Raw genomic sequence first — 18,585 nt, 5'->3', positions numbered from 1 at the left:
CGTGGCTGCCCCTCCAGCCTGAGACAATCGAGGTATGCCGCCCTCCGCCCTCCCCGACGGCGACCCCGCCCCCGAGTCGGGCGAGCTGCCATCGGGAGCCCTCGCCACCGTGCCGACGACCGACCTGGCTGTCTACGTCCACGTCCCGTTCTGCACGGTCCGGTGCGGCTACTGCGACTTCAACACCTACACGCTGACCGAGCTCGGCGGGCCGGGCGCCGCGATCGGCGTCGACTCGTACGCCGAGGCCGCCCTCCGCGAGCTGGACCTCGCCCGCACCGTCCTCGGCGACGAGGCCCCGTCCGTGGCAACGGTATTCGTCGGCGGTGGGACTCCGACGATGCTGAGGTCAGCCGACCTCGTCACGGTCCTGGGCGGCATACGGGATCGGTTCGGCCTCGCGCCCGGCGCGGAGGTGACGACCGAGGCCAACCCCGACTCCGTGACGCCGCAGTCGCTCGCCGAGCTCGCCCAGGGCGGCTACACCCGCGTCTCGATCGGGATGCAGTCGGCCGTTCCGCACGTGCTGCGCACCCTCGAGCGGACCCACGACCCGGCCAACGTCGCCAAGGCTGTCGCCGCGACCCGCGACGCCGGAATGCAGGTCAGCATCGACCTCATCTACGGCACGCCGGGGGAGTCGCTCGACGACTGGAGGCGCAGCCTCGAGGCGGCCATCGCCCTCGAGCCCGACCACGTCTCCGCCTACGCGCTCGTCGTCGAGGAGGGGACCAAGCTCGCCGCCCAGGTCCGCCGCGGCGTCGTGCCCGCCCCGGAGGACGACGACGAGGCCGACAAGTACGAGCTCGCCGACGCGATGCTCTCCGAGGCCGGCTTCGGCTGGTACGAGGTGAGCAACTGGGCCCGCTCTCCGCGCAACCGCTGCCGGCACAACGTCGCCTACTGGGCCGGGACGAACTGGTGGGGCATCGGCCCCGGCGCCCACAGCCACGTCGGCGGCGTCCGGTGGTGGAACGTCAAGCACCCGAGCGCGTATGCCGCTCGGCTCGCCTCCGGGGCCTCGCCGGCCCACGCTCGCGAGACGTTGACCGACGAGCAGCGCTACGACGAGCGCGTCCTGCTCGGCTCCCGGCTCGTCGACGGGCTTCCGCTCGGCGATCTGCGAGGATCGGCGCGCGCGGCCGTGGCCGGCCTCATCGCCGAGGGGCTCGTCGAGGGGGCCGCAGCGGTGGGCGGCGGCCGGCTCGTCCTGACCAGACGGGGCCGCCTGCTCGCCGACACCGTCGTGCACCGCCTGCTCGCCGCCTGAACCACCACGACCGCCCGCTGAGGAGCACCATGACCGCCGTGACGAACGGGTCGCAGACCGACCCAACCCAGCACTCCACCACGCCTCCCACCACGCCTCCCACTACGCCTCCCGCCGCCAAGGCGGCCCCGGCTGCGGTGGTGGCCACGGCCCGCGACGCCTTCCGGAGCGGCGTGACCAAGCCCTACGCCTGGCGCGAGACGCAGCTCCGCTCGCTCCGGCGCATGCTCATCGACCACGAGCTCGAGCTCGCGGCCGCCCTCCGGGCCGACCTCGCCAAGAGCACCGACGAGGCGTGGCTCACCGAGATCGGCTTCGTCGTCAACGAGATCGACCACACCCTGCGCCACCTCCGGACGTGGCTGCGGCCCCGTCGGGTCAGCGTGCCGCTGTGGATGGCTCCCGCCCGCGCCAAGCTCGTGCGCGAGCCGCTCGGCGTCGTCCTCGTCATCGCCCCGTGGAACTACCCGCTCCAGCTGCTCCTCGCCCCTCTCGTCGGCGCCATCGCGGCCGGCAACGCCGTCGTCCTCAAGCCGAGCGAGCTGGCCCCGGCGACCTCGGCGGAGCTCGCCCGGCTCATCCCCGAGCATCTCGACCGGGCGGCCGTCCACGTCGTCGAGGGCGCCGTGGAGGAGACGACCGCCCTGCTCGCGGAGCCCTTCGACCACATTTTCTACACGGGCAACGGCGCGGTCGGGCGAGTGGTGCTCGAGGCCGCCGCCAAGCACCTGACCCCCGTCACGCTCGAGCTCGGCGGCAAGTCGCCCACGTTCGTCGACGAGGGGGCGCACCTCGAGGTCGCGGCCCGACGCATCGTCTGGGGGAAGTTCACCAACGCCGGCCAGACCTGCGTCGCGCCCGACTACGTCCTCGGCACCCGGCCGGTCCTCGACGCCCTCAAGCCCCATCTCGTCGCGGCCATCGAGGAGTTCTACGGCGCCGACCCGTCCGTGTCCGAGTCGTACGGCCGGATCGTCAACGAGCGGCACTTCCACCGCGTCAAGGGGCACATCGAGCCCCATCTGGTCCACTCCGGCGGCCGTCACGACGTCGAGACCCGTTACATCGAGCCGACGATCCTCGACGGGGTGACGCTCGACAGCCCCGTCATGCAGGAGGAGATCTTCGGTCCCGTCCTGCCGCTCGTCGAGGTGAGCGGGGTCGACGAGGCCATCGAGATCATCAACGACCGCGACAAGCCGCTCGCCCTCTACGTCTTCACCGAGCGCGCCCAGACGATGAACCGCTTCGTGCGCGACACCTCGTCGGGGGCGCTCAACGTCAACGTGCCCGTCGTCCACCTCGGCGTGCCCGACCTGCCGTTCGGCGGCGTCGGCGCGAGCGGCATGGGCAGCTACCACGGGAAGCGGTCGATCGAGACCTTCACCCACGCCAAGCCGGTGCTGCGTCAGGCGACCCGGCCGGACACGACAGCCTTCGTCTACCCGCCGTTCACGACCTTCCAGCGCCGGGTCCTCCGGAACGTCGTGACGCGGGCCCGGCACCGCTGAACCGGGGGGAGCACCGGCCCCGGCCCGGCGGCATACGGCCTCGTCCCCTCGGCACCGCGTGCGGAGGGGACGACCGTCGCCGCGGAGGCGTCAGGCGGCCGGCTCGGTGACGAAGTCGATGAGCTCCTCGACGCTCGCGAGGAGGGAGGGCTCGAGGTCGGCGTACGTGCGGACGGTCCCGAGGATCCGCTTCCAGGCGTTGGCGATGTCGGCCTGCGTGTCGTGGGCCCAGCCCAGCTCGGCGCAGATCCCGTGCTTCCACGACGTCCCACGCGGGATGACCGGCCAGCGCTCCCACCCGAGGCGAGCCGGTCGCACCGACTGCCACACGTCGACGAACGGGTGGCCGAGGATCCGCACGTGCGGCGCCAACGCGGGGAGCGAGCGCGCCTGCTCGACGATCCGCGCCTCCTTCGTGCCGGGGACGAGGTGGTCGACGAGGACGCCGAGCCGCCGCCCCGGCCCCGGTCGGAACGCGGCGATGATCGCCGCGAGGTCGTCGACGCCGTCCATCATCTCGACGACGACGCCCTCGACCCGCAGGTCGTCGCCCCACACCTTCTCGACGAGCTCAGCGTCGTGGCGGCCCTCGACGTAGATCCGCGACCCGCTCGCGACCCGCGCCGCCGCCCCGTGGACGGCGACCGAGCCGCTCGCCGTTCGCGCGGTGGCGGCGCGGACGGCGGTGAGCGCTGCGGTCGCTGCAGCCTTCGGCGGCGTCAGCGTGACGGGCCGGCCGTCGATGAGGAAGCCCGGCCCGAGCGGGAAGGCCTTCGTGCGACCTCGGGCGTCCTCGAGGTGGACGACATGCATGCCGCCCGCCTTCTCGACGCGCACGACCGCCCCGACCCAGCCGGTCTCCACGTCCTCGACGACGAGGTCGGGCTCGGCCGCGACCTCGACGGAGCGGCCGCGTGGGGGCACCTTCCAGTCGCCGGAGAGCACATCTGGGCCGTAGCGGTCGACAGGGGGCGGGGACATGGGAGGCACGGTCAAAGAGGGTATGCCGCGGCGCGCGCCCAGAGCCCGCGCCACGCGGGGCGCGGGACCCGAGTCAGTCGGAAGGTGTCGCCACGGGCCCACCGGTACCGGTGCGGGTGGACCGGGACTCATGGAGGGCCGCGAGGTTGGGTACGGCGACGATCGTGCGAGCCATGGGCCCCGCGGCCATGGCCTCGAACAGGTTGGTCGTCACCTGGCGGGTGAAGTCGACCGTCTGCTGCGAGATGCCCAGTCGCTTCACCGGGCCGCGGAGGGCGATCGCCCACGCCATCGTGCCCGTCGAGAAGGTGCCCGCCCCGCTCGCTGAGGTGAAGTAGACCGAGTCGGAGAACGTCCGGCCCGACTTTCCACACCGCGCAGGGGAGTGAGCCACGACCTGCAGGGTGCGCGGCGTTCCGGCGATGGGGTAGGCCCGGTCGATCTCCGAGCCGATCAGCCCCGGGATGCGCGTGCCGGCCTGGACCCCCGTGTGCGCGAACAGCGCGAAGGTGGGGTCGGTCACGACGTAGTCACCGACGGCGGGGAAGCACTCGTACAACATCCCGGTGAAGGAGTTCTCGGGGTCGGCCGCGGGCTCGCTGCGGAACTTCACGGTCGCCTGCTGTGGGTCCCGGGCCGCGAGCGGATCCAGCCCGGCATCCTTGTAGCCGACGACGACGCGGTCGGGGCCCAGCGGGCTGTCCTCGAAGCGGATCCGCCAGTAGGCCGCGTTGGCCCCGAGGAAGGCGACATTGGTCCCCGAGGCGCGAGCGGCCTCGACGTCGTGTCGCATCGCAACGGTCCAGTACTCGTCGTGGCCGAGGCTGACGACCCCCCGGGCGCCGTCGAGGATGCCGGGACGCTCGAGGTCGGCCGAGGCGAGGTAGGCCAGGTCGAGCCCGAGGGACTCGGCCAGCCAGACCGGCCCGAGCTCGTACTGGCCGAGCTTGCGGATCCCGTCGCCGTCGAGCGGGCGGTCCATGCTCGAGACGTAGGAGCGCTCACCGAAGTCGTCGCCGGCTCCCCCTCCGTAGAGCGACCGGCCGCCCCAGGGGTTGTAGACCGTCTGCGTCGTGGTGGCGCTCACGAACGCGAGCCGGCCACGGGTCGTGGCGGAGTGCAGGACCAGCGTCACGTAGTGCTGCAGGCCGTCGGCGCGACCGCCGATGCCGGTCAGCTTGAGCAGGTAGAGACCCTCCGGCCAGCCGGTGGTGGAGAAGGACGTCGTCGGTGTCCAGGGCGCGTGGACCATCCGGGTCTGTGGGTCGGTGACGGCGGGCGGCTGCACGGTCGTCGCGACGGGGTCGGACGACCAGACGAGCCGCCCGTGGCTGCCCCCGTAGCTCCCGACGCGGTAGGCCCGCACCTGGACTTGTGGGGAGACCGAGCTGACGTAGAGCCGCACCGTCGCCCCCGGGCGCGCCGTCGCAGCGTCCGAGAAGCCGGTCAGCTGGTCGCTCGTCGCAACCTTGCTCAGGGGGATCTGCCAGTCCCGGGTGCCGGGTCGAGCGTTCTCCGCGCGGACCCACTCGGCCGGGACTGTGCCGTCCGTCGCGGACGCGGTGGGGCCGGCGTGCCCCGCGGTGGCGGTCGGCGCGTCCGCGTGGACCTGGCGCGTTCCGGCCCCCGCCACGTGGGCCACCACGAGCACAGCGGCACCGACGATGCCCGCCAGCGCGAGGAAGACGGCGGTCATGCGGGTCGTCGGGTCCTGGTGCGCTGGCATGGCCGGCAGGCTAGCCGTCGAAGTGCAAAGCCTCCTGTGCGATGTCGAGGGCGCCTGCCGTTGCACCGAGTCGGAGAATGTTGGAGGGACGACGTAGACTTGGCACTCGCAACGGGAGAGTGCCAAGGGAGCCGACAGGAGGGCAGGATGAGCGAGGACCGCAGGCTGATGGTGCTGCGCGCCATCGTCCAGGACTACGTCCAGACCTCGGAGCCGGTCGGGAGCAAGGCCCTCGTCGAACGCCACCACCTCGGGGTCAGCGCGGCCACGGTCCGAAACGACATGGCCTTGCTCGAGGAGGAGGGGCTGATCCACGCGCCGCACACCTCCGCCGGCCGCGTCCCCACCGACGCCGGCTACCGCGTCTTCGTCGACCGGCTGAGCGCCGTCAAGCCGCTCAGCCAGGGCGAGCGACGGGCGATCGCCCAGTTCCTCGAGGGAGCGGTCGACCTCGACGACGTCGTCGACCGGACCGTCCGGCTCCTCGCGAGCCTGACCCGGCAGGTCGCCGTCGTCCAGTACCCCTCGCTGACCCGCTCGACCGTGCGGCACATCGAGCTCGTCCCGATCGGCACGTCCCACCTGATGATCGTGCTCATCGTCAACACCGGACGCGTCGAGCAGCGCGTCGTCGACACCGGCCACGACCTCACGGTCGCCGAGGGCGAGGCGCTCGTCTCCCGGATGCGGACGGCGATCAACGAGGTGGCCGCCGGCGTGCCGTTCACCGCGGCGGCGACCCGGCTGCGACGGATCGTCGGGGAGGCCGACCAGGCCGACCGTCGGGCGTTCGAGTCGGTCGTGTCGGCCCTCGCCGACGCGCTCGTCGAGGAGCGGGAGGAGCGCGTCGTCCTCGCCGGCCAGGCCAACCTCGCCCGCTCCGGCGCCGACTTCCCTCGCTCGATCGGGCCGATCCTCGAGGCCCTCGAGGAGCATGTGGTCCTGCTGCGCCTGCTCGGACAGCTCGGCGACGACCCCGACCTCGTGTCGGTCCGGATCGGCTCCGAGAACCCCGTCACCGGGCTCCAGTCGACCTCGCTCGTGTCGATGGGCTATGGCTCCGGCTCCGAGCGGGTCGCGAGCCTCGGCGTGCTCGGGCCGACGCGGATGGACTACCCGACGGCGATGGCCTCGGTTCGCGCCGTGGCCCGCTACGTCTCCGAGATCCTCGACGACGACCGCTCGACGTGACAGACCGTCGGGCGGCCGCGCGAGGCCGCGGACCTGACCGACCCCGACCCGACCTGCCCGACCTGACCCCGAACTGACCCGACCGAGACCGCACCGTGCCGAATCGCAACGAACCGCACCACACCGACAGGACACCCGCTTGAACGACTACTACGCCGTCCTCGGAGTCTCCCGCGACGCAAGTCAGGAGGAGATCAAGAAGGCCTACCGTCGCCTCGCCCGCAAGCTGCATCCCGACGTCAACCCCGGCCACGACGCGGAGGAGGAGTTCAAGCGCGTCTCCCAGGCCTACGACGTCCTCTCCGACCCCGAGAAGCGTCGCTCGTTCGACCTCGGGGCCGACCCGTTCGCCTCGGGTGGCGGCGCGGGATTCGGCGCGGGCGCCGGCTTCTCCTTCAGCGACGTCATGGACGCCTTCTTCGGTGCGGGCTCCACGGCCGGCAGCCGCGGACCGCGCTCGCGTGTCCAGCGTGGGCAGGACGCCCTCGTCCGCCTCGACATCGACCTGTCCAAGGCCGTCTTCGGCTCCGAGGAGGAGCTGACGATCGACACCGCCATCGGCTGCAACCGCTGCGGCGGCGACGGCGCCGAGCCCGGCACGGGCCGCCAGACCTGCCCGATCTGCAAGGGCGCCGGCGAGGTCCAGCAGATCCAGCGCAGCTTCCTCGGCCAGGTCATGACCTCCCGGCCGTGCGTCCACTGCCAGGGCTTCGGCTCGACCCTCACCGACCCGTGCCACGACTGCTCCGGCGACGGCCGCGTGCGCACGCGCCGCACCCTCACCCTCAAGATCCCCGCCGGAGTCGACACCGGCACGCGGATCCAGCTGACCGGCGAGGGCGAGGTCGGCCCGGGCAACGGTCCCGCCGGAGACATCTACGTCGAGATCCGCGTCGCCAACCACGACACGTACACCCGGCGTGGCGACGACCTCCACTGCTCGGTCGAGATCCCCATGGCGGCGGCTGCGCTCGGCACGTCGTTCAAGCTCTCGACGTTCGACGGCAAGCAGGACCTCGAGATCAAGCCCGGGACGCAGAGCGGTGACGTCATGACGCTCCGCGGTCTCGGCGTGACGCACCTGCGCCACGAGGGTCGCGGCGACCTCCACGTGCACGCCACCGTCCTGACGCCGACGAAGCTGACGGAGGAGCAGGCCGAGCTGCTCCGCCAGCTCGCCGCGCTCCGCGGCGAGGAGCGTCCCGAGGGCCGCCTCACGCCCAACAAGGGCCTCTTCGGCAAGATCCGCGACGCGTTCAAGGAGAAGTGAGCGGCCGTGGAGAGCCTCCGGTGACCTACCAGCTCTTCCTCGGCCACCCGGCGGCGGTCGCCGCTGCAGCGGTCGGCGGCACGCTCGCCCTCGAGGGTGACGAGGGCCGCCACGCCTCGGCGGTCATGCGGGTCCGCCCGGGGGAGCGCTACTACGTCGCCGACGGGGCAGGCCGGCGCCTGCTCGTCGAGGCCGAGACCGTCGACCGCGGCTCGGTCCTCGGCCGGGTCGTCGAGGTGCGCGACGAGCCGGAGCCGGAACCCCGGTTCGTCCTCGTTCAGGCGCTCGCGAAGGGCGACCGCGACGAGCAGGCGGTCGAGGCCGCGACGGAGCTCGGGGTCGACGAGGTCGTCCCCTGGCAGGCGGAGCGCTCCGTCGTCCAGTGGCGGGGGGAGCGCGCCGCCCGGTCCCTCGCGAAGTGGGCGGCCGTCGTGGCCCGAGCGACGAAGCAGTCCCGACGGGCCCGTATGCCGCTCACGTCCGATCCCGTCACCCTCACCTCGCTCGTCGGCCGGGTCGGTGAGGCGGCCGCGACCCTCGTGCTCCACGAGGACGCGACGGAGCCGCTCGCCGGCGTCGACCTGCCGGAGACCGGTGACGTGCTCCTCGTCGTCGGCCCCGAGGGCGGGATCACCGAGCGCGAGATCGAGGCCCTCGTCGGCGCGGGGGCGCGGCCCGTCCGCCTCGGGCACACGATCCTGCGGGCCTCCTCGGCCGGGCCGGCGGCGCTCGCCGTGCTGAGCGCCCGGGCCCGCTGGCGCTGAGCGGGTCCCGCGGCTGCCGGTCGCGGGGCGGCACGCGTGCGCTCGGTGGGGCGGGTGCCTAGGGTGTGCGCATGAGCCCGGATGCCTGCCTCTTCTGCCGGATCGTCGACGGTGACATCCCGTCCGACCGCGTCGCCGAGAGCGAGCGGTCGATCGCCTTCCGCGACATCAACCCCGCCGCGCCCGTCCACGTGCTCGTCGTGCCCAAGCGCCACGAGCCCAACCTCGAGGCGCTCGCGGCCAGCTCGACCGAGGACCTCGCCGACGTCTTCTCGCTCGTCTCGCGGGTCGCCGAGCTGGAAGGGGTCACCGACGCCCACCGGCTGCTCGTCAACACCGGCGCCGAGGCCGGCCAGACGATCTTCCACGCGCACATCCACCTGCTCGCAGGAGCGCGCTTCACCGAGGGGCGGCTCGTATGAGCGACGAGACCGTCGGCACGCCGGCCGCGCCCGGAACCCCAGCCGGTGGTGCCACGGGCCCAGGCGCCGAGGAGCCCTCGGCTGCCGAGCCGACCGCGCGGCCGGAACCCGTCGACGACCTCGTCACCACCCAGCACACGCTCAAGGCCGGTCGGCGTCGGCTGCGCTACACCGCCACGACCGGTCGCGTCGTGCTCCGCGAGGAGGAGCACCAGGACGGCACGTTCGGCGGGCACAAGCCGAAGGCCGAGATCTCGATGACGAGCTACGTCCTCGACGGCGGTGACGTCCGGACGCGGCCCGTCACCTTCGCCTTCAACGGCGGCCCCGGCAGCTCGAGCGTGTGGCTCCACCTCGGCCTCCTCGGCCCGCGCCGCGTCGTCATGGGCGACGCCGGCCAGCTCGTCCCGCCTCCCTACGACATCGTCGACAACGCCGAGTCCCTCCTCACCGTGAGCGACCTCGTCTTCATCGACCCGGTCTCGACCGGCTGGTCGCGGGCCGTCGAGGGCGGCAAGCCGGGGGAGTACCACGGCTTCCAACGTGACATCGAGTCCGTCGGCGAGCTGATCCGGCTCTGGACGTCGCGCAACCGGCGCTGGATGTCGCCCAAGTTCGTCGCCGGCGAGTCCTACGGCACCCTCCGCGGCGCCGCGCTGGCGGCACACCTCCAGGACCGGTACGGCATGTACCTCAACGGGCTCATCCTCATCTCGAGCGTCCTCGACCTCAGCTCGGTCGACTTCGACAAGCAGCGCAACGACCGCGCCCACGCGCTCTACCTGCCGACCTACGCCGCGGTCGCCCACTACCACGGCAAGCACGGCCGCCGCTCGCTGCGCTCCGTCATCGACGAGGCGGAGGCGTATGCCGCCCGCGACCACCCGTGGGTCCTGTCGCGTGGCGCTCGCCTGACCCGGTCCGAGCGTGCGGAGGCCGTGTCGACGCTCGCCCGCCTCTCGGGGCTCTCCGAGGACTACGTCGACCGGGCCGACCTGCGCATCGAGCACTGGCGCTACTTCACCGAGCTGCTGCGTGACCAGCGGCTCAGCGTCGGGCGCCTCGACGCCCGCTTCACCGGGCCGGCCGGGAGCGCCATCGCCGAGGGCATGGACGCCGACCCATCGCACGACGCGATCGCCGGCCCCTACGCCGCGGTCTGGAACCACTACGTCCGCGACGAGCTCGGTTACGACAGCGACCTGCACTACGAGCAGATCTCGCGGCTCGTCCACCCGTGGTCCTACAAGGACTTCGAGGGGCGCCCCGTCGACGTCAGCCCCCAGCTCGAGCGGGCGATGCGCCAGAACCCCCACCTCAAGGTCCACGTCGCCTACGGCTACTACGACGGCGCGACGCCGCACTTCGCCGCCGAGGACGTCTTCGCGCACCTGCAGCTGCCGCCTGACCGGGTCGCCGACATCGAGCACGCCTACTACGAGGCGGGGCACATGATGTACGTCCACGAGCCGTCGCGGCTGAAGCAGAGCCGCGACCTCGCGGAATTCGTGGCGAGGTCGTCGGCGCGGCCCACGTAGACTCGTGCTCACGATGAATGATGCCGATTCCCGCACCTCCGCGCCCGACCTGCCCGATGACGCCGCCGCGCCCGACGTTCCCGTCCTGACTCGCCAGGTGCCGCCGCCGATCGAGATGGTGACCCTGCTCGGCCCCCGCGACGAGCTGCTGCGCACGATGGAGCGTCAGTTCCCGCTCGTCGACAGCCACGTCCGGGGCAACGAGATGACGTTCGCGGGCCCGTCCGGCGAGCTCGAGATCATCGACGCCCTCCTCGACGAGCTCCTCGAGATCGTCTCGACGGGTCAGGCCCTCAACCGCGACGCCGTCGAGCGCTCGATCTCGATGCTGCGCAGCCAGACGCACGAGCGCCCGGCCGACGTGCTGACGATGAACATCGTCAGCAACCGGGGCCGCACGATCCGTCCGAAGACGCTCAACCAGAAGCGGTACGTCGACGCGATCGACCAGCACACGATCGTCTTCGGCATCGGTCCGGCCGGCACCGGAAAGACCTATCTCGCGATGGCCAAGGCCGTCGCCGCCCTCCAGGCGAAGCAGGTCAACCGCATCATCCTGACGCGTCCGGCCGTCGAGGCGGGCGAGCGCCTCGGCTTCCTGCCGGGCACCCTCAACGAGAAGATCGACCCGTACCTGCGCCCGCTCTACGACGCGCTCCATGACATGGTCTCCCCCGAGACGATCCCGCGGCTCATGGCGTCGGGCACGATCGAGGTCGCGCCCTTGGCGTACATGCGCGGCCGGACGCTCAACGACGCCTTCATCATCCTCGACGAGGCCCAGAACACCTCGAGCGAGCAGATGAAGATGTTCCTCACCCGCCTCGGCTTCGGTTCCAAGATGGTCGTCACCGGCGACATCACGCAGGTCGACCTGCCCGGCGGGACGCGATCGGGTCTGCGCGTCGTGCGTGACATCCTCGAGGGGGTCGAGGACGTCCACTTCGCGGAGCTCACCTCCAACGACGTCGTGCGCCACCGTCTCGTCAGCGCGATCGTCGACGCCTACGAGCGCGACGACGTCCGGGCTCGGCGCCGGGCGGCCAAGTCCGCGAAGGCCGCGGGGGAGCGCGCGTGAGCATCGACATCCTCAACGAGACCGATCACGACGTCGACGAGCTCGAGCTGCTCGCCTGCGCGAAGTACGTCATGGAGCAGATGCGGGTCCACCCCCAGGCCGACCTCTGCATCAAGCTCGTCGACGAGGACGCCATGGAGGTCCTCCACGTCCAGTGGATGGACCTCCCGGGTCCGACCGACGTCATGAGCTTCCCGATGGACGAGCTGCGTCCCGGGCGTGAGGGCCAGGAGCCCGAGGAGGGCACCCTCGGCGACATCGTCCTCTGCCCGTCCGTCGCGACGAAGCAGGCGCTCGAGGCGGGTCACTCGCCGATCGACGAGATGCTCCTGCTCACGACGCACGGCATCCTCCACCTGCTCGGCTACGACCACGCCGAGCCGGACGAGGAGCGCGAGATGTTCGAGCTGCAGCGCCAGCTGCTCCTCACCTTCCTCGCGACCCGAAACCGCCCGACCGCCTGAGTCGACATGCTCCCGCAACTGGTCCTGCCGGCGCTGATCAGCATCGTCGTCGCCTTCCTGCTCTCGGCCGCGGAGGCGGCGATCTTCCGGATGTCCCGTGTCCGGGCGCAGGAGCTCTTCGACGAAGGCCGGTCCGGCGCGAAGTCGCTGCTCACCGTCGTCGGCGACTCCCCGGCATACCTCGCGGTGATCGCCTTCCTCCGTGTCGTCGCCGAGGCGACGGCCGCGGTCCTCGTCACGCTGGCGGTCGCCGGGGCCGTGGACTCGAGGACGAAGGCCCTCTTCATCAGCATCGCCGTCATGGCCCTCGTCTCGTTCGTCGTCGTCGGGGTCTCCCCGCGCACGCTGGGGCGCCAGAACTTCGAGACCGTCGCCCTCTGGAGCGCGCCTTTCGCCGTCGGCCTGCGCAAGATCCTCGGACCGGTCGCCCGGCTGCTCGTCGTCCTCGGCAACGCCGTGACGCCCGGAAAGGGCTACAGCGACGGGCCGTTCCAGTCCGAGTCCGAGCTGCGTGACCTCGTCGACATGGCCGGCGACTCCGAGGTCATCGAGGAGGACGAGCGGGAGATGATCCACTCCGTCTTCGAGCTCGGGGACACCGTCGCGCGCGCCGTCATGGTGCCCCGGACGGACATGGTCGTCCTCGACCACGGCAAGTCGCTCCGCAGCGCGATGTCCCTCTTCCTGCGCTCGGGCTTCTCCCGCATCCCCGTCGTCGGCGACGACAGCGACGACGTCCTCGGCCTGCTGTACTTCAAGGACGTGGCGCGCCGGCTCAACGCGGCGCCCGAGGACGCCCGCCACCCGGCGACCGAGGTCATGCGTCCCATGCACTTCGTCCCTGAGAGCAAGCCGGTCGACGACCTGCTCCGCGAGATGCAGCGCGACCAGAACCACTTCGCCATCGTCGTCGACGAGTACGGCGGCACCGCCGGTCTCATCACCATCGAGGACATCATCGAGGAGATCGTCGGCGAGATCTCCGACGAGCACGACCGCGAGGCCCCCGGTGTCGAGGAGCTCGAGGACGGCACCCTCCGGGTCCCTGCCGCCATGGACATCGACGACCTGGCCGAGCTCTTCGACGTCAGCATCGACGAGGACGACGTCGACACCGTCGGCGGGCTGCTCACCAAGGCGATCGGACGCGTGCCGATCGTCGGGTCCACCGGGACCGTCGCCGGTCTCTCCCTGACGGCCGAGCGCATGGCCGGCCGTCGCCACCGCGTCGCGTCGGTCATCGTCCGCCGGGTCACCCCGGAGGACACTGACGAGAAGCACCCCGAGACGGAGGAAGCCCATGGGCACTGAGCGCACAACCGGAGCGGGAGCCGACAATGCGGCATACCGAGCGGGGTTCGCGTGTCTCATTGGTCGGCCCAACGCCGGCAAGTCGACCCTGACCAACGCGCTCGTCGGCCAGAAGGTCGCGATCACGAGCTCCAAGCCGCAGACGACGCGTCACACGATCCGCGGCATCGCGACGACGAGCACGGCCCAGCTGATCCTCGTCGACACCCCCGGGCTCCACAAGCCGCGGACCCTGCTCGGCGAGCGGCTCAACGACCTCGTGCGGGCGACCCTCCTCGAGGTCGACGTCATCGGCTTCTGCCTCCCGGCCGATCAGCGAATCGGGCCGGGCGACACCTTCATCGCCAACGAGCTCAAGGAGCTGCGCACGGTGCGCCGCCGCCCCGTCGTCGCTCTGGCCACCAAGTCCGACACCGTCGATCGCGAGCGCCTCGCCGAGCACCTCATCGCCATCGACCGGCTCGGCGAGTGGGACGCCATCGTCCCCTGCTCGGCCGTCTCGGGCCAGCAGGTCGACGAGGTGCGCGACGTCCTCGCCTCCTTCCTGCCCGTCTCGCCGCAGCTCTACCCCGACGGCGTCCTCACCGACGAGCCGGAGATGGTGATGATCGCCGAGCTCGTCCGCGAGGCCGCGCTGGAGGGCGTCCGCGACGAGCTGCCGCACTCGCTCGCCGTCGTCGTCGAGGAGATGGTGCCGCGCGAGGGCCGGCCCGACGACAACCCGCTGCTCGACGTCCGCGTCAACGTGTTCGTCGAGCGACCCTCCCAGAAGGCCATCGTCATCGGTCGAGGTGGTTCCCGGCTGCGCGAGGTCGGCACCAACGCACGCAAGGGGATCGAGGCGCTCCTCGGCCAGAAGGTCTACCTCGACCTCCATGTCAAGGTCGCCAAGGACTGGCAGCGCGACCCCAAGCAGCTGCAGCGCCTCGGCTTCTGACGTTAGACCGCGTCGGTCAGATCTTCGTCCCCGTCGGGGACATGGCCGCGGCCGTGCGGTGGTATGCCGCCGTGCTCGGTCTCGAGCCTGGCGTGACCTCCCACGGTGGCACCATCGACGACATCCCGACCGACGGGGAGACGTGGCTCGCACTCGACGCGAACCGCCCCGACTTCCTCGCCTCCGGGCCGTCGCGTTTCTTTCTCTGGACCGACGAAATGGCGGCGACGGTCGAGCACCTGCGGCGCCTCGACGTCACGATCACCTCGGATGTCGCGGACATCGGCAGCGTCTTCTTCGTGCACTTCGAGGACCCGGACGGCAACGCGCTCATGGTCTGCCAACGCACCTGAGGTCGGTGCCTGGCCCTACACTCCGGGCAAGGAGGCAGACATGTCCGAGCAGCCAGCGCACGACCACGAGCTCGAGGTCCTCGAGGAGGACCAGACGGTGCCCCCGCGTCCGGAGGAGCAGATCGCAGACGCCGGCGAGGACGCCTCCGGCGCCGACACCCCGGGCTCCGCGGCGGCACGGTGAGCGAGGACGACCCGTGGGGTCTCGCGGACGCACCCGCGGTCGCCGTCGCCGATCTCGAGCCGCTCCCCGCGGTCCTGGCCGAGATCGCCGCGGCGCTCGATTTGGGCGAGCGGATCCCTGTCGACGAAGGAGCTCACGTCGACCGGCCCAGCGCTCGTGACCTCCCCGAGGTCGATGCCCTCGTCCGGCAGGGTTGGGAGCCGCTGCCGGTCATGAGCTTCGGCTCCGACCTGGGGCTCCTGCCGGTGGTCTGGCCCGTCGAGCACCGGTGCTGGCTGCACGACCGGGTTCCCGCCTTCGGCGTGTGCTCCTACGGACCGGGCGAGACGTACATCGAGCCTGACATGCGCAACCCGCAGCGCCAGCACTGGGAGCTGGCCCGTACTGCCCGCTCCCTGGGTCTCGCGCCCCCGCCCGGCGGACGCCTGTGGCTGCTGCGGTCGCCCTGGGAGGGCATCAGCACCAGCAGCCTCCTTCTCGCGATCCGACAGCGACGCGACGCCGACGGACTCGGGTGGGACGCGGTGGCGATGCTGCGGGCCGCCGAGCAGGTGCTCGAGCAGGGCGAGGCGACGCTGTGGGAGACGTGGTCGGGCAGGCAGGCCGACGCTGCCCGTGCCTGGCGGCTCCACGGTTCCACCGGCGCTGACGTCGACAGGTGGATCCGGCTGGGACTCGGCCCCGAGGACCTCACGGTGCTGACGAGCTCGCCGGCCGACGGTGGGGCGGGACTGGCGCCCGACGAGGTGCGCGATTGGTGCGCCGCCGTCACGACGGGTGGCGAGCCCCGTGACGAGGACGTCGCGCGGATCATCGCGTGGCGCCGCATCGGACTGCCGTCCGACGCACCCGTCCGCCGCCTGACCGGCGTGATGTTCGAGCGCGAGCCGGCGCACGTCCGAGCCTGGCTCGAGGCCGGCCTCACGGTCGGCGACATCGTCGCCTGGGAGGCCGACGACCTCTCCCGGGCCCTGAGGTGGCGCGAGGCCGGTATCGACGCGCAGGCGGCGCGAGCGCTGACGCTTGCCGACCCGACGCTGACCCCGGAGGAGGCGCAGGCCTTCGATGCCGTCGGCATCGAGCGCCCGGCCCGGCTCCGCTGGGTCGAGGCCGGGTTCTCGGCCGCGGAGGCTCGGGCGTGGACCGACGTCGACGTCGTGGCGGCCGAAGCCCGGGTCTGGAGGTCGCTCGGCAAGGGACCCGACGACGCTCGCGCGGAGCGTGCATCGGGAGGTGGCGCCCTTCCCCTCGGCGTCGAGCTCGGGTGGGCATCGACGGGGGCGGGCCGTGACGACGTCAACTACGGGGTCACGGATCCCCCGGGCACCCGCGGGCAGACCGCTGCGATCTCGATGGAAGCCGTGGGCGGCACACCGCCGTTCGACCCGGACCTGCCCTGACGTCGGTCGACGCGAGGGGCGGGCCCGGCCAGGTGGTCCTGCGGGACCGACCGGCACGCAGTGGAGGGAGGCCGCGGTGCAGTACTCGTACACCGACGTGACGGACCGGGCTGACCTCGTCGACGCCCACCGTGGGAGGCGGCCATTCTCCTCGCGGTGCTCGGGTGGGCGCAGGGCTGGCTCGTGAGCCGGTCGTCCTCCGTGCGCTGGAGCGGTGCACGTTTCCCTTGCGGGGTGCGGCTCTCGTGAGGGACGCAGGTCTCAGGATGCGGGCAGCGGTCCCGAGGGGTGGACGAGAGCCAGCCCGGCGGCATACCGTGCAGGCATGCGCACGGCGAGCCTCCTTCTTCGCTGCCGCGACGAGGCCTGATCCCGGCCCCCCTCGTCGCGGAGTTTCTCGTGTCCGGCCGGACACCGCAGAGACACCAGACGAGAGAGTGAAGCGATGATCCACCCCCAGCAGCCGTCCGGCATGGCCTTCCGGAAGTACGTCCCCTTCCACGAGCAGATCCCCTTCGACCTGCCCGACCGCACGTGGCCGACGAAGCGGATCGAGAAGGCGCCCCGCTGGTGCGCCGTCGACCTGCGCGACGGAAACCAGGCCCTCATCGACCCGATGAACTCCGAGCGCAAGCTGCGCATGTTCCAGCTGCTCGTGAAGATGGGCTACAAGGAGATCGAGGTCGGCTTCCCGTCGGCGAGCCAGACCGACTTCGACTTCTGCCGCGAGCTGATCGAGGGCGGCCACATCCCCGACGACGTGACGATCCAGGTGCTGACGCAGTGCCGCGACCACCTCATCGAGCGGACCTTCGACGCGATCCGGGGCGCGAGCCAGGCCATCGTCCACTTCTACAACTCGACGTCGATCCTCCAGCGTCGGGTCGTCTTCGGGCTCGACCAGGACGGCATCATCGACATCGCCGTCCAGGGCGCCCGCCTCATCAAGAAGCTCGAGGAGACGATCCCCGACACCCAGATCTACTACGAGTACTCCCCGGAGTCCTACACCGGCACCGAGCCCGACTTCGCCGTGCGCATCTGCAACGCCGTCATCGACGTCATGGACCCGACGCCCGACCACAAGATGATCATCAACCTGCCCGCGACCGTCGAGATGATCACCCCGAACGTCTACGCCGACTCGATCGAGTGGATGATCCGCCACCTCGACCGCCGCGAGTCGCTCGTCGTCTCGCTCCACCCGCACAACGACCGCGGCACCGGTGTCGCCGCCGCCGAGCTCGGCTACCTCGCGGGCGCCGACCGGATCGAGGGCTGCCTCTTCGGCAACGGCGAGCGGACGGGCAACGTCGACCTCGTCACCCTCGGGATGAACCTCTTCAGCCAGGGCATCGACCCCCAGATCGACTTCGGCGACATCGACGAGATCCGCCGGACCGTCGAGTACTGCAACCAGCTGCCCGTCGGCGAGCGCCACCCCTACGGCGGCGACCTCGTCTTCACCGCCTTCTCCGGGTCGCACCAGGACGCGATCAAGAAGGGCTTCGAGGCGATGCAGGTCGAGGCGAAGGAGAAGGGCACCTCCGTCGACGACCTCGTCTGGGGTGTCCCGTACCTCCCCGTCGACCCCCACGACCTGGGCCGGTCCTACGAGGCCGTCGTGCGGGTCAACAGCCAGTCCGGCAAGGGTGGGGTCGCCTACATCATGAAGTCCGAGCACCAGATGGACCTCCCGCGACGTCTGCAGATCGAGTTCTCCGGGGTCGTGCAGCGCGGCGTCGACCAGGACGGCGGCGAGGTCGCTCCGGCCGAGCTGTGGGCGAGGTTCCAGGATGAGTACCTCCCCAACCCGGCCGCGCCCTGGGGTCGGTTCGAGCTCGTCAACGTCGTCACCGACTCGACCGTCGACGGGGGCAGCACGATCGAGGCGACCCTGCTCGACCGAGGCGAGGTCGTCACGGTCCACGGGTCGGGCAACGGGCCGATCGCCGCCTTCATCGACGCGCTCGCGAGCGTCCCGGACACCCCGGACACCCGCGTCCTCGACTACGCCGAGCACGCCCTCTCGGCCGGTGGCGACGCCCGGGCGGCTGCCTACGTCGAGTGCGCCGTCGGTGAGCGTGTCCTCTGGGGCGTCGGGGTCGACCCGTCGATCGTCAACGCGTCGCTCAAGGCCGTGGTGTCCGCCGTGAATCGGGCGCAAAGGGACGCGTGAGGTAGC

General features: G+C 71.6%; 17 protein-coding genes. 15 read left to right on the top strand and 2 right to left on the bottom strand.

Annotated features, from left to right (window positions below):
- The first annotated feature begins 34 nt into the window (after positions 1–34).
- Both hemW and N865_RS01230 read left to right on the top strand, forming a co-directional pair.
- Positions 35–1,270 (top strand): radical SAM family heme chaperone HemW, encoded by a 1,236-nt coding sequence (gene hemW / locus N865_RS01235; RefSeq protein ID WP_034800627.1) that lies wholly within the window; start codon positions 35–37, stop codon positions 1,268–1,270.
- Positions 1,271–1,299: 29 nt separating this feature from the next.
- Positions 1,300–2,781, top strand: coding sequence for an aldehyde dehydrogenase family protein (locus N865_RS01230; protein ID WP_084327838.1), 1,482 nt, complete (start codon positions 1,300–1,302; stop codon positions 2,779–2,781).
- Between the two features lie 90 nt (positions 2,782–2,871).
- On the opposite strand, the gene N865_RS01225 is transcribed toward N865_RS01230, so the two are convergent.
- Positions 2,872–3,762 carry a DUF3097 domain-containing protein gene (locus N865_RS01225; RefSeq protein ID WP_034800625.1) on the bottom strand — a complete coding sequence of 297 codons (891 nt, stop codon included), beginning with the start codon at positions 3,760–3,762 and terminating at the stop codon, positions 2,872–2,874.
- A gap of 73 nt (positions 3,763–3,835) precedes the next feature.
- Positions 3,836–5,488 carry a N,N-dimethylformamidase beta subunit family domain-containing protein gene (locus tag N865_RS01220; protein ID WP_051509798.1) on the bottom strand — a complete coding sequence of 551 codons (1,653 nt, stop codon included), beginning with the start codon at positions 5,486–5,488 and terminating at the stop codon, positions 3,836–3,838.
- 147 nt (positions 5,489–5,635) lie between these two features.
- On the opposite strand from N865_RS01220, the gene hrcA reads away from it, so the two are divergent.
- The 13 genes from hrcA (at position 5,636) to leuA (ending at position 18,579) form a co-directional block, all read left to right on the top strand.
- Positions 5,636–6,679: a heat-inducible transcriptional repressor HrcA gene (gene hrcA / locus N865_RS01215; protein WP_034800623.1), complete on the top strand. Its 1,044-nt coding sequence runs from the start codon at positions 5,636–5,638 to the stop codon at positions 6,677–6,679.
- A gap of 139 nt (positions 6,680–6,818) precedes the next feature.
- The gene (gene dnaJ, locus N865_RS01210; RefSeq protein WP_034800621.1) at positions 6,819–7,949 is read left to right on the top strand and encodes a molecular chaperone DnaJ; all 1,131 of its coding nucleotides are present in this window, start codon (positions 6,819–6,821) and stop codon (positions 7,947–7,949) included.
- 20 nt (positions 7,950–7,969) lie between these two features.
- A complete protein-coding gene (locus N865_RS01205) occupies positions 7,970–8,713 on the top strand; it encodes a 16S rRNA (uracil(1498)-N(3))-methyltransferase (protein WP_034800619.1) in 744 nt (247 codons plus the stop codon).
- Positions 8,714–8,784: 71 nt separating this feature from the next.
- Complete coding sequence (locus N865_RS01200; RefSeq protein WP_034800617.1) at positions 8,785–9,135, top strand: histidine triad nucleotide-binding protein; 351 nt, start codon at positions 8,785–8,787, stop codon at positions 9,133–9,135.
- Entirely contained in the window at positions 9,132–10,673 is a 1,542-nt protein-coding gene (locus tag N865_RS01195) for a S10 family peptidase (protein WP_034800615.1), read from the top strand. Before N865_RS01200 ends, N865_RS01195 begins: the two co-directional genes overlap by 4 nt.
- A 13-nt stretch (positions 10,674–10,686) precedes the next feature.
- Positions 10,687–11,751, top strand: a complete 1,065-nt coding sequence (locus tag N865_RS01190) for a PhoH family protein (RefSeq protein WP_034800757.1) — start codon at positions 10,687–10,689, stop codon at positions 11,749–11,751.
- Entirely contained in the window at positions 11,748–12,215 is a 468-nt protein-coding gene (gene ybeY, locus N865_RS01185) for an rRNA maturation RNase YbeY (RefSeq protein WP_034800613.1), read from the top strand. The genes N865_RS01190 and ybeY overlap by 4 nt, the downstream gene beginning before the upstream one ends.
- Before the next feature lie 6 nt (positions 12,216–12,221).
- Positions 12,222–13,526: a hemolysin family protein gene (locus tag N865_RS01180; RefSeq protein WP_034800611.1), complete on the top strand. Its 1,305-nt coding sequence runs from the start codon at positions 12,222–12,224 to the stop codon at positions 13,524–13,526.
- Positions 13,516–14,463: a GTPase Era gene (gene era, locus N865_RS01175; protein WP_034800609.1), complete on the top strand. Its 948-nt coding sequence runs from the start codon at positions 13,516–13,518 to the stop codon at positions 14,461–14,463. The genes N865_RS01180 and era overlap by 11 nt, the downstream gene beginning before the upstream one ends.
- Positions 14,421–14,816 carry a VOC family protein gene (locus tag N865_RS01170; RefSeq protein ID WP_322786048.1) on the top strand — a complete coding sequence of 132 codons (396 nt, stop codon included), beginning with the start codon at positions 14,421–14,423 and terminating at the stop codon, positions 14,814–14,816. The genes era and N865_RS01170 overlap by 43 nt, the downstream gene beginning before the upstream one ends.
- Before the next feature lie 40 nt (positions 14,817–14,856).
- Positions 14,857–15,000, top strand: a complete 144-nt coding sequence (locus N865_RS22560; RefSeq protein ID WP_157557502.1) for a hypothetical protein — start codon at positions 14,857–14,859, stop codon at positions 14,998–15,000.
- Positions 14,997–16,400 carry a hypothetical protein gene (locus N865_RS01165; protein ID WP_034800607.1) on the top strand — a complete coding sequence of 468 codons (1,404 nt, stop codon included), beginning with the start codon at positions 14,997–14,999 and terminating at the stop codon, positions 16,398–16,400. The genes N865_RS22560 and N865_RS01165 overlap by 4 nt, the downstream gene beginning before the upstream one ends.
- A gap of 445 nt (positions 16,401–16,845) precedes the next feature.
- Positions 16,846–18,579, top strand: a complete 1,734-nt coding sequence (gene leuA / locus N865_RS01160; protein WP_034800604.1) for a 2-isopropylmalate synthase — start codon at positions 16,846–16,848, stop codon at positions 18,577–18,579.
- Positions 18,580–18,585: the final 6 nt, after the last annotated feature.

The sequence above is a fragment of the Intrasporangium oryzae NRRL B-24470 genome (assembly GCF_000576595.1).
In the GTDB taxonomy this organism is placed as follows: domain Bacteria; phylum Actinomycetota; class Actinomycetes; order Actinomycetales; family Dermatophilaceae; genus Intrasporangium_C; species Intrasporangium_C oryzae.
Note: the sequence above shows the minus strand (reverse complement) of the source record. Positions and strands in the feature narration are given on the sequence as shown.

What these genes read in the sequence shown, in the direction of transcription:
- hemW (WP_034800627.1), top strand. Translation starts at nt 35, where the DNA reads ATGCCGCCCTCCGCCCTCCCCGACGGCGACCCCGCCCCCGAGTCGGGC.
- N865_RS01230 (WP_084327838.1), top strand. Translation starts at nt 1,300, where the DNA reads ATGACCGCCGTGACGAACGGGTCGCAGACCGACCCAACCCAGCACTCC.
- N865_RS01225 (WP_034800625.1), bottom strand. Translation starts at nt 3,762, where the DNA reads ATGTCCCCGCCCCCTGTCGACCGCTACGGCCCAGATGTGCTCTCCGGC.
- N865_RS01220 (WP_051509798.1), bottom strand. Translation starts at nt 5,488, where the DNA reads ATGCCAGCGCACCAGGACCCGACGACCCGCATGACCGCCGTCTTCCTC.
- hrcA (WP_034800623.1), top strand. Translation starts at nt 5,636, where the DNA reads ATGAGCGAGGACCGCAGGCTGATGGTGCTGCGCGCCATCGTCCAGGAC.
- N865_RS01200 (WP_034800617.1), top strand. Translation starts at nt 8,785, where the DNA reads ATGAGCCCGGATGCCTGCCTCTTCTGCCGGATCGTCGACGGTGACATC.
- N865_RS01195 (WP_034800615.1), top strand. Translation starts at nt 9,132, where the DNA reads ATGAGCGACGAGACCGTCGGCACGCCGGCCGCGCCCGGAACCCCAGCC.
- N865_RS01190 (WP_034800757.1), top strand. Translation starts at nt 10,687, where the DNA reads ATGAATGATGCCGATTCCCGCACCTCCGCGCCCGACCTGCCCGATGAC.
- N865_RS01180 (WP_034800611.1), top strand. Translation starts at nt 12,222, where the DNA reads ATGCTCCCGCAACTGGTCCTGCCGGCGCTGATCAGCATCGTCGTCGCC.
- era (WP_034800609.1), top strand. Translation starts at nt 13,516, where the DNA reads ATGGGCACTGAGCGCACAACCGGAGCGGGAGCCGACAATGCGGCATAC.
- N865_RS22560 (WP_157557502.1), top strand. Translation starts at nt 14,857, where the DNA reads ATGTCCGAGCAGCCAGCGCACGACCACGAGCTCGAGGTCCTCGAGGAG.
- leuA (WP_034800604.1), top strand. Translation starts at nt 16,846, where the DNA reads ATGATCCACCCCCAGCAGCCGTCCGGCATGGCCTTCCGGAAGTACGTC.